General features: G+C 65.8%; 12 protein-coding genes and 1 other RNA gene. 7 read left to right on the top strand and 6 right to left on the bottom strand.

The annotated features are described in order from the left end of the window. Positions 1-17: 17 nt before the first annotated feature. Both rnpB and gyrB read left to right on the top strand, forming a co-directional pair. An RNA gene (gene rnpB, locus RT91_RS05260) (RNase P RNA component class A) lies at positions 18-409 on the top strand. 107 nt (positions 410-516) lie between these two features. Continuing rightward, positions 517-2955 (top strand): DNA topoisomerase (ATP-hydrolyzing) subunit B, encoded by a 2439-nt coding sequence (gene gyrB, locus RT91_RS05135; protein WP_012040386.1) that lies wholly within the window; start codon positions 517-519, stop codon positions 2953-2955. 525 nt (positions 2956-3480) lie between these two features. On the opposite strand, the gene RT91_RS05130 is transcribed toward gyrB, so the two are convergent. After that, the gene (locus RT91_RS05130; protein WP_007424119.1) at positions 3481-4380 is read right to left on the bottom strand and encodes a LysR family transcriptional regulator; all 900 of its coding nucleotides are present in this window, start codon (positions 4378-4380) and stop codon (positions 3481-3483) included. A gap of 64 nt (positions 4381-4444) precedes the next feature. Here RT91_RS05130 and RT91_RS05125 point away from each other — a divergent pair, with 64 nt between their 5' ends. The 3 genes from RT91_RS05125 (at position 4445) to RT91_RS05115 (ending at position 9259) form a co-directional block, all read left to right on the top strand. Further along, a complete protein-coding gene (locus RT91_RS05125) occupies positions 4445-5386 on the top strand; it encodes an AEC family transporter (protein WP_007424120.1) in 942 nt (313 codons plus the stop codon). Between the two features lie 212 nt (positions 5387-5598). Further along, a complete protein-coding gene (locus RT91_RS05120; protein ID WP_007424121.1) occupies positions 5599-8808 on the top strand; it encodes an EAL domain-containing protein in 3210 nt (1069 codons plus the stop codon). A gap of 208 nt (positions 8809-9016) precedes the next feature. After that, positions 9017-9259 (top strand): hypothetical protein, encoded by a 243-nt coding sequence (locus RT91_RS05115; protein WP_007424122.1) that lies wholly within the window; start codon positions 9017-9019, stop codon positions 9257-9259. Between the two features lie 51 nt (positions 9260-9310). Here RT91_RS05115 and RT91_RS05110 read toward each other — a convergent pair whose 3' ends face one another. After that, complete coding sequence (locus RT91_RS05110) at positions 9311-9736, bottom strand: GFA family protein (protein WP_007424124.1); 426 nt, start codon at positions 9734-9736, stop codon at positions 9311-9313. A 144-nt stretch (positions 9737-9880) separates the two neighbouring features. Here RT91_RS05110 and RT91_RS05105 point away from each other — a divergent pair, with 144 nt between their 5' ends. Beyond that, complete coding sequence (locus RT91_RS05105) at positions 9881-10936, top strand: cyclase family protein (protein WP_007424123.1); 1056 nt, start codon at positions 9881-9883, stop codon at positions 10934-10936. Here RT91_RS05105 and RT91_RS05100 read toward each other — a convergent pair. Genes RT91_RS05100 through RT91_RS05085 form a run of 4 tightly spaced genes read right to left on the bottom strand, consistent with a single transcriptional unit; the run spans position 10914 to position 13974 of the window. Then, a complete protein-coding gene (locus RT91_RS05100) occupies positions 10914-11309 on the bottom strand; it encodes a helix-turn-helix domain-containing protein (RefSeq protein ID WP_007424125.1) in 396 nt (131 codons plus the stop codon). The genes RT91_RS05105 and RT91_RS05100 overlap by 23 nt on opposite strands. Positions 11310-11319: 10 nt before the next feature. Next, positions 11320-11868, bottom strand: coding sequence for a Smr/MutS family protein (locus tag RT91_RS05095; protein WP_012040392.1), 549 nt, complete (start codon positions 11866-11868; stop codon positions 11320-11322). After that, positions 11852-12556: a lactate utilization protein gene (locus RT91_RS05090; protein ID WP_007423231.1), complete on the bottom strand. Its 705-nt coding sequence runs from the start codon at positions 12554-12556 to the stop codon at positions 11852-11854. The genes RT91_RS05095 and RT91_RS05090 overlap by 17 nt, the downstream gene beginning before the upstream one ends. Further along, positions 12553-13974: a lactate utilization protein B gene (locus RT91_RS05085; protein ID WP_007423230.1), complete on the bottom strand. Its 1422-nt coding sequence runs from the start codon at positions 13972-13974 to the stop codon at positions 12553-12555. Before RT91_RS05085 ends, RT91_RS05090 begins: the two co-directional genes overlap by 4 nt. Positions 13975-14198: 224 nt before the next feature. Between RT91_RS05085 and RT91_RS05080 the strand changes: the two genes are divergently transcribed. Then, the coding region (locus RT91_RS05080) for a DUF6444 domain-containing protein (protein ID WP_240314128.1) at positions 14199-14764 on the top strand (566 nt) is incomplete at its 3' end.

Raw genomic sequence — 14764 nt, 5'->3', positions numbered from 1 at the left:
CGCCCAAGAAGCGCGGGCCAGACGGTTGGACGGCCGCCGTGCCGCTCGCGGCGCGGAGGAAAGTCCGGGCTCCATGGAATGACGGTGCCGGCTAACGGCCGGCGGGGGCGACCCCAGGGAAAGTGCCACAGAAAACATACCGCCGGTACGCCTCGGCCTGCCGGCAAGGGTGAAAAGGTGCGGTAAGAGCGCACCGCGCCGCCGGCAACGGGGGCGGCAGGGAAAACCCCACCGGGAGCAAGACCGAATAGGGGCGACCGGCGGCATGAGCGATCATGGCCGCGGAGGGATTCCGCCTCGTCGCCCGGGTTGGTCGCGCGAGGCACGCAGCGATGCGTGTCCCAGATGAATGGCCGTCCAGCATCCGCGAGGGTGTGGACAGAACCCGGCTTACAGACCGTCTGGCATTTTTGCCCCCGCGCGCCGCCCGGCCATGCCCGCGCGCGATTAGGCAATCGGGGCCGGCTCTGCTATGAGTAAGGTCAGATTTCCCGCCCAATGGAGTGCTTGACCGGCATGACCAGCACCGCCGATTCGACCGCCGTACCCGCTTCCGAAGACCCGGCCGCCGCGCCCGACGGCGTCTATGACGCCGCCTCGATCAGCGTGCTGCGCGGCCTCGATGCGGTGCGCAAGCGGCCCGGCATGTATATCGGCGACACCGATGACGGATCCGGCCTGCACCACATGGGCTTCGAGATCATCGACAACGCGGTGGACGAGGCGCAGGCCGGCTTTGCCGACCGGGTCGATGTCGTGCTCAACGGCGACGGCTCGATGACGGTGACCGACAATGGCCGCGGCATCCCGACCGACATTCATCCCGAAGAGGGGATTTCGGCGGCCGAGGTGGTGCTGACGCGGTTGCACGCCGGCGGCAAGTTCAACCAGAATTCCTACAAGGTGTCCGGCGGGCTGCACGGCGTTGGCGCGGCGGTGGTGAACGCGCTGTCGGAATGGATGGAGGTGCGGATCTGGCGGGACGGCAAGGAGCACCTCATCCGCTTCGAGAACGGCGACACGGTGGCGCCGCTCGCGGTGGTCGGCGCGTCGGAGCACGGCACCGGCACCTCGGTCACGTTCAGGCCCTCGGCCGCGACCTTCACCCGCACCGAGTTCGATTTCGCGATCTACGAGCGGCGGCTGCGGGAGCTTGCCTTCCTCAATTCCGGCCTGACGATCAACCTGCGCGACGAGCGGCACAGCGCCGTGCAGGAGGCGCATTTCCGCTACGAGGGCGGCCTCGTCGAATTCGTCTCCTGGCTCGACCGCGCGAAGACACAGCTGTTCTCGCCGCCGGTTACCGCGTTCAAGGACGATGCGCCCGGCGGCATCAAGGTCGAGTTCGCGCTCGCCTGGAACGACACCTATCACGAGACGATGCTCTGCTTCACCAACAACATCGTCCAGCGCGACGGCGGCACCCATCTCGCCGGCTTCCGCTCGGCGCTGACGCGCGTGGTTTCCAAATACGCGGAGAGCCTCGGCAAGAAGGACAGCCTCTCGCTCTCCGGCGAGGACATGCGCGAGGGGCTGACGGCGGTGCTTTCGGTGAAGGTGCCGGACCCGAAATTCTCGTCGCAGACCAAGGACAAGCTCGTCTCCTCCGAGGTGCAGCCGCTGGTGCAGGCGGCGGTGGCGGATGCGCTGGAACACTGGTTCGAGACGCACCCGAAGGAAGGCAGGCTGATCGCCCAGAAGGTGATGGACGCCGCCTCCGCCCGCGAGGCGGCGCGCAAGGCCCGCGAACTCACCCGCCGCAAGGGCGTGCTCGACATCTCGACCCTGCCCGGCAAGCTGGCCGACTGCCAGGAACGCGACCCGGCGAAGTCGGAAATCTTCATCGTCGAGGGTGACTCGGCGGGCGGCTCGGCCAAGCAGGGGCGCGACCGCAAGACCCAGGCGATCCTGCCGCTGAAGGGCAAGATCCTCAATGTCGAGCGGGCGCGGTTCGACCGGATGCTGGGTTCCGCGGAAATCGGCACCCTGATCACCGCCCTCGGCACCGGCATCGGCCCGGCCGAGCCGGAGCAGGGCGGGTTCGACATCTCGAAGCTGCGCTATCACCGCATCGTCATCATGACCGACGCGGATGTCGACGGCTCGCATATCCGCACGCTGCTGCTCACCTTCTTCTTCCGCCAGATGCGCGAGCTGATCGAGCGCGGGCACCTCTATATCGCGCAGCCGCCGCTCTATCGCGTCAAGCGCGGGAACGAGGAGCGCTACCTGAAGGACGACGACGCGATGGAGGCCTACCTCTTCGAGCGCGCGCTGGCCGAGGTGGCGATCGAGGGTGTGGACCTCGCGGCCGAACTGCCGTTCATGCGCGAGGCGGCGCGGCGGATCGCCGATCTCGCGCGGGATATTCCGGTGGCCTATGTCGAACAGGCCGCCATCGCCGGACTGCTCGGGGCGACGCCCGAGGCCGCCGGCGATCTGGCGCCCGTGCTCGCGGCGCGGCTCGATGCGATTTCGCTGCCGAACGAACGCGGCTGGATGGTCGCGGTGGATGCCCAGGGTGTCACCATGGCGCGGACCGTGCGCGGCGTTGCCGAGCGGCACACGATCGATCTCGCGATGCTGCGCTCATCCGATGCGCGCTGGCTCGCCGAGCGGTCCGGCCGCCTCGAGGCGCGCTTCGCGACCGCGCCGCAACTGGCGCACGGAACCGCGGCGCAGCCGGTCCGCGGCCCGTCCAGCCTGATCGAAACCCTGTTCGGCATCGGGCGCAAGGGATTGTCGATCCAGCGGTTCAAGGGGCTGGGCGAGATGAATCCCGACCAGCTCTGGCAGACCACGCTCGATCCCACGACCCGCCGCCTGCTGCAGGTGCGGATTGGCGACGCCGAGGACAGCGACCAGATCTTCTCGACCCTGATGGGCGATGTCGTCGAACCGCGCCGGGAATTCATCGTCGGCAATGCGCTCAAGGTCGCCAATCTCGACGTGTGACCGCGGCTGGAGCGGTCCGGTCCGCTGCCGGGAGTGCTGATGGTATCCGGAATGCATTCCGTGACATGCATTGGCGCATTTGCGCTTGTGGCTGTCTGGCGGAATGGAATTTCGGGCGGGCGAAGCCCGTTCGACGGTGCTGTCGGCCAGCATGTCGTGGATGATCAAGATGTGATTGCCCGGGGACTGTCTGATCGGAAAGGACTGACGTTATAATTCAGCCCATCATGCAGCGTCTGTCGCGGGGACAGTTATTCGGGATCGCCATCGTGCTCGTGATTTCCACGAGTTTTATCGCGGCTGTCGTGTATGGCGCCGTGTTCGGTGATACACAGGCCGCGAAACATTATTCCGCAGTGGCGCCCGGCGAACAATAGGCCAGGGCGCCAGGTCGCGGCCGCGCCTTCAGTCCGGCAATCGTTCTGCCGGCATGACGGGACATCCAGGCCACAACGCACGACATTCGAACCGGTCGGAAGATGCCTCGACATCCGCCTTTGTGCCGGCAGGGGCGATTGTAGCCTCTCAACGATGGATGGCCGGATCACCTGATTCGGGGAAAGTCATCGCCAGGAACAGTTTCAGGCTCGGATTCATGTTGGCCGCACACCAGGCAAGGACGTGATCAATCGTCGGCGCCTCCTCCAATTCACAGAACTGCACGCCCGAAGGGGCCAGTCTGCTCACCGAAACCGGCACGAGGCCGGCGCCGATCCCTTCGGCCGCGAGGCTGACGATTGTCGTCTGCAACTGGGTCTCTACCCGGATCGTCGGTCTGAATCCCCCCGCGTGGCAATACTCTTCAATCACGTTGCGCAAGGCGGGCGCGGTTTCGGCGGGCGTGAGGATCAGCGGCAGGTTTACCAGATCGTCGCGGCAGATCAGGCTCCGCGCCGCCAGTTCATGCCCGGCCTGAAGGACGACGCAAAGCCGCTCCCGATAAACCGGCCGGACTTCGAGCCCGCGCACCGGCGGCGGCGGAAACATGACGCCGAGGTCGAGTTGCCCCGCCATCAGATCGCTGACCAATATGTTCGGCATCACCTCCCGCAAACGCAATTCCACGCCCGGCAGGTCGGTCATGACCCGGCGGGCCAGTTTCGGAACGATGGTTTGGGCGGCATGCATCATGAAGCCGAGGGAGAGTTCGCCGATTTCGCCGGAAGCCGCGCGGCGTGCGTTGCGACACGCCCGATCGAAGAGGGTCACGATCTCGCGCGCCTCGGCAACAAAACGAAGGCCCGCTTGCGTCAGGCGCACATGGCGGGAATGCCGATCGACGAGCCGCACCCCAAGATCCTTCTCAAGGGCCATGATCTGCCTGCTGAGCGGCGGTTGGGTAAGGTTCAACCGCTCCGCTGCGCGCCCGAAATGGAGCGTCTCGGCGAGTGCGATGAAGTAACGCAGCTGGCGGATATCGGGCATGATACCGAATAAGCATCAATCGGGACGTTAATCGGTATTAGACAGTATCAATCGATGAGTCTACATGCCCGCCATGCTGTCGACCCTCATCATCGTCATCCCGGTCTTTGCCTTGATCTTCGCCGGCTGGCTGGCGCGGCGCCTCGCCGTGCTCGGTTCGAATGCGACGACCGAACTCAACCGCTTCGTCGTGTATCTCGCATTGCCGGCGCTGCTGTTCGATATCGTCGCGCATGCCCGTTTGTCGGAGATCTGGCAGCCGGGCTTTATCGCCGTGTTCGCACTCGGATGCCTTGCCGTCTTCGCGTTGACGGTCCTGGTGAGCCTGAAGCGGCCATTGCATCTGGCCGATGCGGTGATCGACGGACTCAATGCGGGCTATGCGAATGTCGGCTTCATCGGGTTTCCGCTGGTGGCGGTCGCCATCGGCCGCAATGCGCTCGGGCCGACCCTGGTCGCGACGATGATCACCGTCTGCGTCCTGTTCGGAGCCGCGATCGTGCTGATCGAAATCGGCCTGCAAACGGAGCAGCGCCCGGCCCGCATGGTCCTGAAAGTCGTGCGGTCGCTCGGGCGGAATCCTCTTCTGGTCGCACCGGTGGCCGGCGCCGTCGTGCCGATCGCCGGGCTTGCAATTCCATCCGCCGCCGAGACGTTCCTGAAACTGCTGGGCGGCGCGGCGTCACCGTGCGCTTTGGTGGCGCTTGGCCTTTTCCTTGCGGAGCAGCGGGATACGAAGCCAGATGCGGCGCCCGCCTGCCTGCTCGTCGGATTCAAGCTGGTCCTCCAGCCGGCGCTGACCTGGGTATTGGCCAGTTTCGTATTCGAACTGCCGGCCGCTCTCTCGCATACGGCAGTCCTTCTGGCGGCATTGCCGACCGGCACCGGGCCTTTCATGCTGGCCGAGTACTATCGGCGGGAGGCGGGAATGACATCGAAGGTCATTCTCGCTTCCACGGTGCTCTCGCTACTCAGCGTCTCGGGCTACCTCTACGTCACGCATTGAGGCGGCAGGCCGCCCGTGCCGCCAGACCGTGAACGGTCCGGGCGACGGCGGACATCAACGGCAGATTTCATGACCGGCGGTGCCAGGCCTTTCGGCGGGTACCAATCCCCGCCGCCGCCGAACCAGGGACCGGAAAAGGCAGCATACCTGCCTATACTACGCATTAATATTTTTCGATCAGAATAACCCCGATATCGGGAAGTTTGTGATGCATGCGTACTAACAAGGCCGCCTGGTCGAGGGGCGCGGTTGGCTTTCTCTGGATTGCTGTCGCACTCGTCGTTCTGATCTGTGGCGCATTCGAGCGGTTCGAATTCGAGGATGTTGCGAACGGCATCCGGGCGCAGGCAAAGACGGTCGCGACGGAATATGCAGGCACGATCGCGCGGCGCCTGTTCAACCAGTTTACCGAACTGGAATTCATCGCGATCAGCCTTCTTGCCCCGCAGCCGGACGGGACGATATCTCCATCGCCGCGAACGATGCACGCTCTTTTCCGCTTCATGGCACTGCATCCGAGCCTTTATGCGTTCAACGTGCAGTCGCCGGACGGTAACCGCATCATCTGGTCGACGATCAGGCAACCGAAGCGACCGATCACGATGGCATCGGGGTTCACACCCCTGCCAGCCCATGCCGGATATCTGCTGGGGCGGCCGCGCTTTGCCTCCCGTGTGCATAGTTACGCCATAACGATGCGGTATCGCGCATCGGGTCCAGACGGGCGAACGCGGTATTTCGTTGGCACACCCTACAGGCTCGATCGGCTTTTCGCCTTTCCGAACCGCTTGCGCACACCGCTTGCGCTCTCCGTGATCGATTTGAGAAACCACAGGGAGCTTGCCACCTGGCGATCCGGCCGGCTCGATTTCAGCGAATTTAACAAGCGGGACACGGGCGTTGCCGGGAAGGCAGGCGGCAGACCTCTCGTCCGCGGTCAAGCCGGCATCGTGCCGGTGCCGGGCCTGCCGCTGGAAATTGCCGCGGGCTGGCCCCGAAATGTCGTCTTCGACGATTGGGTCCGGACAGGTCGTCTCCGCTGGGCCGTCGAGGCGCTCTTTGTCGGGGTTATGGCGCTTCTGGTGCTGCTTGTCGATCGAGGCCGCCGCCGCGAGCAGCGGGCCGCCGAGGCAATCGAGCGGGTCCGAACGACGGACGAGGCCACGGGTCTGAGCACGCGCGCGATGTTCGAGGAACGGATCCCCGGGCTCTGCGATGCCCTCGGCCCCGGCCGCCAACTGGCTGTCATCGTGATTGATATCGAGGGCTTCACGGAAATCAATGCCAGGCACGGCCGGAAGGCGGGCGACAGGATTCTGCGCGCCCTTGCCGAACGCCTCAGGGCGCTGCCGGATGCTCGGCTTCTGGCCCGTGTCGGCGCGGATTCCTTCGCATTCGTTCATGTCGGCATCCTGGAGCGCGAGATACATGCGCGGATCGATGCGGCGCTGGCGGTTGTCGAAACGCCGTTCGACATATCGGCAGGGGTTGCGGAGACCCTGAAACTCTCTCTCGGAAGCGCCCTTTACCCGGCCGATACGGGATCGGCGGCGGCGTTGCTCGGCCGGGCCGAGGTGTCCATTTTCGGCCAAATTCAACGCCAATACGGTATCAGGCGCCGGGATCTCGACCCCTATTCGCCGGAATACCATGCCATGCTCGGATGGGGATGGCGCTTTCTCAATCATCTGATCCCCGATTTGGCCGCCGGAGTATTCGACGATTTCGCGGCGGACGCGCGGAATGTCCCCATCATCCAGTCGCTCGGCACAGAACGTGCCAGAAGGCTCGAAAATGGACTCCGGCGCCATGTCGCAATGTTGCTCGATCCGGAATTGACGCGCGAGCGCCATCGGGACGAGGCGTTGCGGGTCGGCCGCATGCATGTCGCGCTGGGGATCGATATCAGTGCGCTGACGAGTGCGACGAGCGGCCTCTACCAGCGCATTGCGGTACTGAGCCAGCAGATTCCGGGGCGCGTCAGCCAGCGCCAGATATATCTGGACATCATCCTGCAACGTTGCGAATTCGACATGGAAACCCAGCAGGATGCCGCGGCGCGGTTGCGCCATGAAATTCACAGGACACTCGGCGCACTGGCCTTGGAAACGCGCGGGCAGACGCGCGGCGTCGATGTCTGCGACTCGATCATCGGCGCGATGGAAACCTGGCCCTTCGTCGCCTTCAGCGCCATATACACCGAAGGTGTCGACGGCCTGCTCGTTATCGAAGCGGAAAGCGCGGCTCATCGTGCAACCATGAAACGGCAACCGCGGCTGCGTCTGGACGGGCGCAGCCTCAAGGAACTCGATGGGCATCCCATTGCCGAGGCCTGGCTTTCAGGAGAGCCGGTCCATGGCGCGGCGGAGGAGTTCCTTGGCGCTCGTGACACTGACGCAAATGACAGGCCCCTCGCCGAGGCGGGAATTCAAAGCGCCGCGGCGCTGCCGATCACGGAGACCGGCGGTCGTGTGCGTGCCATTCTGGTTCTTTACGGCCGGATAGCCAATCAGTTCTCTGCGCCGGTATTGCGCGACTCCCTGGAGGCGCTCGGCCTGATCGCCGCACGCGGCATTGAGCAGGCGCGCGATGAGTCGCTGGCGCTCCTCCCTGCCGCCGACCGCCAGAGGTGGCGGAGCCGTCTGTTCGACGGGGGCTTGCAGATGTTCATGCAGCCGATCGTCGACCTGCGAACGGGGCGGGTGGTCAAGGTCGAGGCCTTGGCACGGCTGGAACTTCCGGGAGGGCAGTTGATCAGCCCGGGCCAGTTCCTGCCGATCCTGAGCCAGCAGGATCTCGACAGGCTTTTCATCGAGGGCATGCATATGGCGATGAAGGCGGTTCGAGAGTATCGCAGCCTCGGCATCGTGGTCGATCTTTCGGTGAACCTGCCGCCGACGTCTCTCCGCAATCCCGATTGTTCGGGATGGATCCGGGCGGCGCTTGAGACGCACGATTTCGATCCGAAAGATCTGACGCTCGAACTGCTGGAAGACCAGGAAATCGGCGGTGGCGATGCGGGCCTCCGGGCGATCGAAGCCCTGCATCGTGCCGGAGTGCAATTGGCGCTGGATGATCTGGGAGCGGGTTACGGCAGTTTGATGCGGCTTCGGAACCTTCCTTTTGACATGGTGAAGATCGATCAGGGCCTGGTCCGGGGCATATCCGAGAATGACCATCGTTCCATGAAACTGGTCGAGGCGCTGGTGGAACTTGCGCGGCGGCTGGATATCCCGGTGACGGTCGAAGGGTTGGAAACGTCCGCACTCATCGACATGGCTCGTCGCTTTGGCGCCGAGTTCGGCCAGGGGTACGGCATCGCTCGTCCGATGCGGGCGGAGGAAATGCCGGGATGGATCGCAGGGTTTCGTCTGCCTGCCGAAAGCAGGCCGGCAGCGCCGTCATATGTCGCATTGTATTGAGGCCTTGATTTCGCGGGCCAGGGCGGAACGGCGGTGAGGCGCCCCCGCGGCGCACAAGCCGGCCTCTTGATGGACCAATGTCTCTGCCGGTCACGTCATTGCGACGATTGCCAATCCTTCATGTCATTGTGAGCCGATTGCGCTTGCCGAAAGGCGTCTGCCGCGCCACCTTAGCGCTATGACGCAGCACCATGCTCCGACCATCGATATGACGATTTCCGGCGAATTTCGCGATCCGCCAGGGCGGTATCCATCGCTGGCGGTCATTGCGCTGCGCGTTGCGGCGTTCGGCCTGATGCTGGGATTTGCCGCCATTGTGTTCTGGCTGGCCGTGTTCACCTTGCCGCTGCTGTTTGTGTTCGGGGTGGCCGCCTACCTCTATCTGCGCTTCCAGATGGCGCGCGGAAAGTTTTCCGGCGGGCCGAGCGTCCTGCGCGTCTTCCGCTTTTAATCCGCTACCGTGAACTGAGGGGGCCGGTCGCGCCGGCCCCACGGCAATCGGTCACTCGGCGATGATGTTGCCGGAGCCTCCGAATTCCGCCGGAAAATCGGCAAATTTCGGCAGGCCGTCCCGAATGGGCAGCACGGTCTCGCTGTAGTTCACATGCAGCGCGGGTTTGTGCTCGAGCGTCGGAATCGTTGCCGAAAACACATCGACCAGGCCGAGAGGCGGATGGTCCGCCATGATGTGGCCGCCGCACAGCTTGCAGAACTTGCGCTCGCTCATCGGGGTCTTGGCGAAGGTGGCGATGTTTTCCTCGCCCTTCGTGACCGTCACGGCTTCAGGCTTCCAGAGGCTGAACGCGTTGACCGGCCCGCCGGACCAGGAGCGGCAGGAGCGGCAATGGCAGATGCCCATGCCTTCCGGCTCCCCGCTGACCTCGATTTCGACGGCACCGCAGAAACAGGCCCCCTTATGGATCGTCATATTCGGATGTCTCCTCAAATTGCGGCCCGATCGTGCCGCACGGTGCGCTGATCGGCAAGAGTGCTGACAGGATCGTCCGGGCATGCATGATGGGCCGCGCCGGATGTTCATGGTCGGCCATTCGGATTGCATAGGGAGGATGACATGACGGAACCGCGCTGGCGCCATCGGCCGGAGGGATCGAACTGGGGCGATTTCGGACCCGACGATCAACGGGGGCGTCTCAACCTGATCACCCGGGAAAAGGTTCTCCAGGGAATGGCCGAGGTCCGGGAGGGGCTCGTGTTCTGCCTCAGCCTGCCGCTCGATTTTCCGGGCGGCAACCTGCTGAACGAACGGCGTCATCCGCCGGTCCTGCGCCCGACTCTGCGGGGCGACCGCCCCAATTTCAACTGCACGCTCACAGGCGCCGAAAGCGCGCGCACCGACGTGTTCAACGACGATCTCGCGATTCTCCATCTGCAATACTCGACCCAGTGGGATGCGCTCAGCCATGTCGGCGGCCTGTTCGACGCCGATGGCGACGGCGTGGCCGAGAAGGTCTTCTACAACGGCTTCCGCGCCGGCGAAGACATCGTCGGCCCGACCGAAACCCGGGATGCGGGCGTGCAGTCGGACATGGCGTTGCACAGCACGTCCCACGCCGGCGCCCTGGGCATCGAGCGGATGGCGGCGCACGGGGTGCAGGGCAGGGGCGTGATGATCGACCTGCGCGCCCATTACGGCGATGCCCGCGTTCTGGTCGGATATGACGCGTTGATGCGTGTGATCGACGCCGACCGGATCGCGATCGAGACCGGCGACATGGTGTGCCTCCATACCGGCTTTGCCCAGCGCGTGCTCGAGATGGACCGCTCGCCCGACCGGGCCGTGCTGCACGAAAGCTGCGCCGTGCTCGATGGCCGCGACGAACGGCTCCTGCGATGGATCAGCGACAGCGGCCTCGCGGTCCTGATCGCCGACAATTACGCGGTCGAGGCCTTCCCGGCCTCGGAAGCCCGGCATGAATGTTGCTCGATCCTGCCGCTGCACGAGCACTGCCTGTTCAAGAACGGCATCCATCTCGGCGAGTTGTGGCACCTGACGCCGCTGGCCACCTGGCTGCGCGAGCATGGCCGGACGCGCTTTCTGCTGACGGCGCCGCCGCTGCGGCTGCCAGGCGCCGTCGGTTCGCCGGTCACTCCGATCGCGACCGTCTGAGCGAAGGCGCCGGCCTGGCCGGCGTTTCACGCAGCAGCGCGTCGATCGCCGCGACCGTTTCGTCCGGAAGGTGGCGCAACTGCCGGGCGAAGCGGTTGGCGAGCGCCGTCTGCGCCGGCGTCAGCCCGCCCGTGTGCAGGCTGATGCGCGGGCGGGAGTCGCGGGCGAGATCGGCGAGTTCGTGCGCCTCGTCCCAGATCAGGTCGAGCCGTTCGCAAATCTGGTGAATCAGTCCCGGCGAGGGGGCGCCCCGCCGGCCGTGTTCCAGCGCCGAGAGGTAGGCGGCCGAAACGCCGAGCCCATCGGCCATGGCGCGCAGGGTCATCTTGCGTTCGGCCCGCAGCGCGCGCAGCCGGGCGCCGAACGGCGTCATCTGCCCCGCCTCACGACCGCAGGCGCCGCAGCAGCACCCGCAGCGCGCCCTGATTGGCCGCATGCGGATGGCAGACCGCCAGGATCATCGGGCGCAGGGGCTGGTCGTTGAGCCAGATCGGCACTTCGCGTCGCAGCACACCTTCGCCACCGGTCCGGCGTCCGTGGCCGGTCACGATCTCGACGCAGCGCATCCCGCGCGACACCGCGCCCGCGATCAGCGCGTTCACGGCGACATGTGCCGCGGCCGCCGTCATCCCGTGCAGGTCGAGCGTGCGTTCGGGGGCGATTCGCCCGGCGCGGAATTTCGCCCAGGTCGCGCGGTCGAGCCCCGGCGGCGCCACGCCGATCGCCACGCCCGGGCGGCGCTGCGGCAAGGCCGGGGGCGGTGCCGGCGCAGCAACGACGCGCACGCCCTCGGGCTCCGGCCGGACGCTGCCGGGCTTGTCCGGAGGCGGCGGCTCAGGCACGCGCACGCCGCGCAGCGGGCGGACATGGCGCAGATAGCGCGTCCAGACCTCGAGATCGGCGGCCGGGAGGGGTTTAGCCCTGCGCGCCATCCCCGCCTGCGCCGCCGAGCAGCACGATGTGCAGCCGTCGCGGGCCATGCGCGCCGAGTTCGAGCGTGCGCTCGATATCGGCCGAGCGCGACGGCCCGGTGACCAGCATCACGTTGCGCGGCATGCCGCCGGCCTGGCGCAGCCGGTCGAACGCGTCTTCATACGGCCCGACCACGTCGGACTCGCGGAGCACGACGATTTCGGTATCCGGCAGCAGGTTGAGCGTGGTCGGCGAGCGCTGGCCGGAAGGCAGCATCAGCGTGCCGGTTTCGGCGATCGCCGCGAAGCCGCGCTGCACCGAAACCATATCGCTCGGCTGCGCGCGGCCGAAGCGATGGGCGAGCAGCGGGGCATCGTTCCAGTTCGCCGCCTCCAGATCGGGATGCGGCGCGATCACCAGCTCCGCCGGCAGGTTCTGCTCGCGCAGGTAGCCCGCGATATGGGCGGGCAGGTCCGCCATGTCGGCAAGGCGCTGGACGGTCGCGTATTCCCGGGTCGCATTGGCGATGAACAGCTCGATCAACGCGTCATGGTCGAGCGCGACGCGGGCGGGGATGGTGTGGCGCGGGTGGGCATCGAGCCGGGTGCGGAGCATCGCCGCCTGGTCGGCGGGCAGCGCGCCGCGCCCGAGGCCGCGACGTATCGTACCGAGGATCGCCGCGCGCTGGGCCTGGTTGTCCTGTTTCATCGGCTGCGCTGCTCCCGTGCATAGCGTGCGAAGAAGGTTTCGCCCTCGGGGGCGGGCATGTCCCGCGCGGCGGTCCAGGCGCCGGCGAGCGGTAGCCAGCCGAAGCGGCCGCGCTTGCGCCCCATGACCCCGAGTCCCCATGCCGCGAGGCGCGACACGCTGCGGTAGAGCCCGGGGCGCCGGGCGACGAACCCCCAGCCGCGAATGCCATAGCGCGTGGTCGCCGGTGCGAGATGCCGCTCGAAGGCCCGCTCGCGCCAGTGGCGCATCATGCCGGTGAGCGGAATCTTCATCGGGCAGACGCTTTCGCACTTGCCGCAGAAGGTCGAGGCGGTGGGCAGCAGATGCGCCTGGTCGGCGCCGAAGATGGCCGGGGTCAGCACGCTGCCCATCGGGCCGGAATACATCGAGCCATAGGCGTGGCCGCCCACGGTGAGATAGACCGGGCAATGGTTCATGCAGGCCGAGCAGCGGATGCAGCGCAGCATGTCCTGGAACTCGGTGCCGACCATGTTCGAGCGGCCATTGTCGAGCAGGATGACGTGATATTCCTCCGGCCCGTCGGGATCGCCGGGGCGTTTCGCGCCGGTGGAAAAGGTGGTGTAGACCGAGAATTCCTGTCCGGTGGCCGAGCGCGCCAGAACCCGCAGCAGCGAGACGGTGTCCTCAAGGGTGGGGACGATCTTTTCCAGGCTGGCGAGCACGATATGCACGCGCGGCAGGGTTTGCGTCAGGTCGCCATTGCCCTCGTTGGTGACGATCACCGAACTGCCGGTTTCCGCGATCAGGAAATTGGCGCCGGTGATGCCGACATCGGCGGCGATGAACTGCTCGCGCAGCACCGCGCGGGCCTCGGCCTGGATGTCGCGCTTTTCGTGAAACACCCGGTCGGCTGGCAGATGGGTATGGGCGGCGCGGAAGCTGGCTTCCCAGTCCTCGCGGTTGAGGTGGAAGGCCGGGCCGATGATGTGGCTCGGCGCCTCGCCCCTGATCTGCAGGATGTATTCGCCGAGATCGGTCTCGACCGGGCGGACGCCGTTTTCCGCGAGGTGCTCGTTCAGCCCGATCTCTTCGGAGATCATCGACTTGCCCTTGGTGACGGTTTTCGCCCCCACCCGGCGGCAGATGTCGAGCACGGCATTGCGCGCGTCCTCGGCGGTGCGGCACCAGTGAACCTGCCCGCCATGGGCCTCGACCTGCTCCGCATAACGCTCCAGGTAGAAATCGAGATGGGCGAGCGTATGGTTCTTGATGCCCTTCGCGGTTTCGCGCAGGGTCTCGAACTCGGGCAGCCGGGCGACCGCGGCCGCGCGGGTCTGGGCGAAGGGCTTGCGAGCGCGGTCGAGCGCCTTCTGCAATCCCGCGTCCTGCATCGCGCGGCGGGAATTTTCCTTGAAATCTGGGCTGGTATTCAGCATCGGGCACTCCTTCGTTCGCGACTTTAGAGAATGGAAGCGCCGAAGTGAACGGCCCCAGCCGCACGAGCCGATTTCTTGATGGATCAAAAAAAATGGCGGCACTTGCGTGCCGCCAAGTTTAGGGAGGAAACGTCCAAGAAAGGTATCTGCTCATCCTGGTCCGTCGATAAGTTGAATCGATTGTGAATTGACGTGACCACGGCGGATACGATTCGACGGGAGGCGTGAACGAGCTTCCTGACCTGTCTCTCCTATCGCACGCTGAGAAAGACGCGCTGATCCGCGCGCTATGGGACGCGTTGCAATCATCCGAGCGCAGGAACGCGGAACTGGCAATCCGGCTTTCGGATGCGGAACGCCGGATTGCGGAGTTGGAGGCGCGGCTAAACGAACCGCCGAAGCGGCCGGACAATTCGAGCCTGCCGCCATCGCGCGGGCAGAAGCCAAACCGGCCCGAGAAAAGTCCGCGCAAGGGGCCCCGCAAAGGCAGTCTCGGCCGTGAGGGTGGCGGTCGCTTGCTTGCCGAGAACCCCGATCAGACGGTGATCGCGAAGGCGGCGCATTGCCAGCACTGCCGTGCCGGGCTGACTGACGCGGATCAGCGCCTCGCGCAGCGCTACGACAAGATCGATCTGCCGCCGATCAAGCCGGTCGTCACCCGCGTCGAACGCTATGCCGGCCATTGTCCGTGCTGTGGGGCGACCACGCTGGCAGCCGTCCCGGAAGGCATGGAGACCGGCACACCATTCAGCCTCAACCTCGTGGCTCTCGCGATCTACCTGCGCGTCAT

The sequence above is a fragment of the Acidiphilium sp. JA12-A1 genome (genome assembly GCF_000724705.2).
Taxonomy (GTDB): domain Bacteria; phylum Pseudomonadota; class Alphaproteobacteria; order Acetobacterales; family Acetobacteraceae; genus Acidiphilium; species Acidiphilium multivorum.
Note: the sequence above shows the minus strand (reverse complement) of the source record. Positions and strands in the feature narration are given on the sequence as shown.

Coding starts and splice junctions, on each gene's coding strand:
- gyrB (WP_012040386.1), top strand. CDS start 517: ATGACCAGCACCGCCGATTCGACCGCCGTACCCGCTTCCGAAGACCCG.
- RT91_RS05130 (WP_007424119.1), bottom strand. CDS start 4,380: ATGCCCGATATCCGCCAGCTGCGTTACTTCATCGCACTCGCCGAGACG.
- RT91_RS05125 (WP_007424120.1), top strand. CDS start 4,445: ATGCCCGCCATGCTGTCGACCCTCATCATCGTCATCCCGGTCTTTGCC.
- RT91_RS05120 (WP_007424121.1), top strand. CDS start 5,599: ATGCGTACTAACAAGGCCGCCTGGTCGAGGGGCGCGGTTGGCTTTCTC.
- RT91_RS05115 (WP_007424122.1), top strand. CDS start 9,017: ATGACGATTTCCGGCGAATTTCGCGATCCGCCAGGGCGGTATCCATCG.
- RT91_RS05110 (WP_007424124.1), bottom strand. CDS start 9,736: ATGACGATCCATAAGGGGGCCTGTTTCTGCGGTGCCGTCGAAATCGAG.
- RT91_RS05105 (WP_007424123.1), top strand. CDS start 9,881: ATGACGGAACCGCGCTGGCGCCATCGGCCGGAGGGATCGAACTGGGGC.
- RT91_RS05100 (WP_007424125.1), bottom strand. CDS start 11,309: ATGACGCCGTTCGGCGCCCGGCTGCGCGCGCTGCGGGCCGAACGCAAG.
- RT91_RS05095 (WP_012040392.1), bottom strand. CDS start 11,868: ATGGCGCGCAGGGCTAAACCCCTCCCGGCCGCCGATCTCGAGGTCTGG.
- RT91_RS05090 (WP_007423231.1), bottom strand. CDS start 12,556: ATGAAACAGGACAACCAGGCCCAGCGCGCGGCGATCCTCGGTACGATA.
- RT91_RS05085 (WP_007423230.1), bottom strand. CDS start 13,974: ATGCTGAATACCAGCCCAGATTTCAAGGAAAATTCCCGCCGCGCGATG.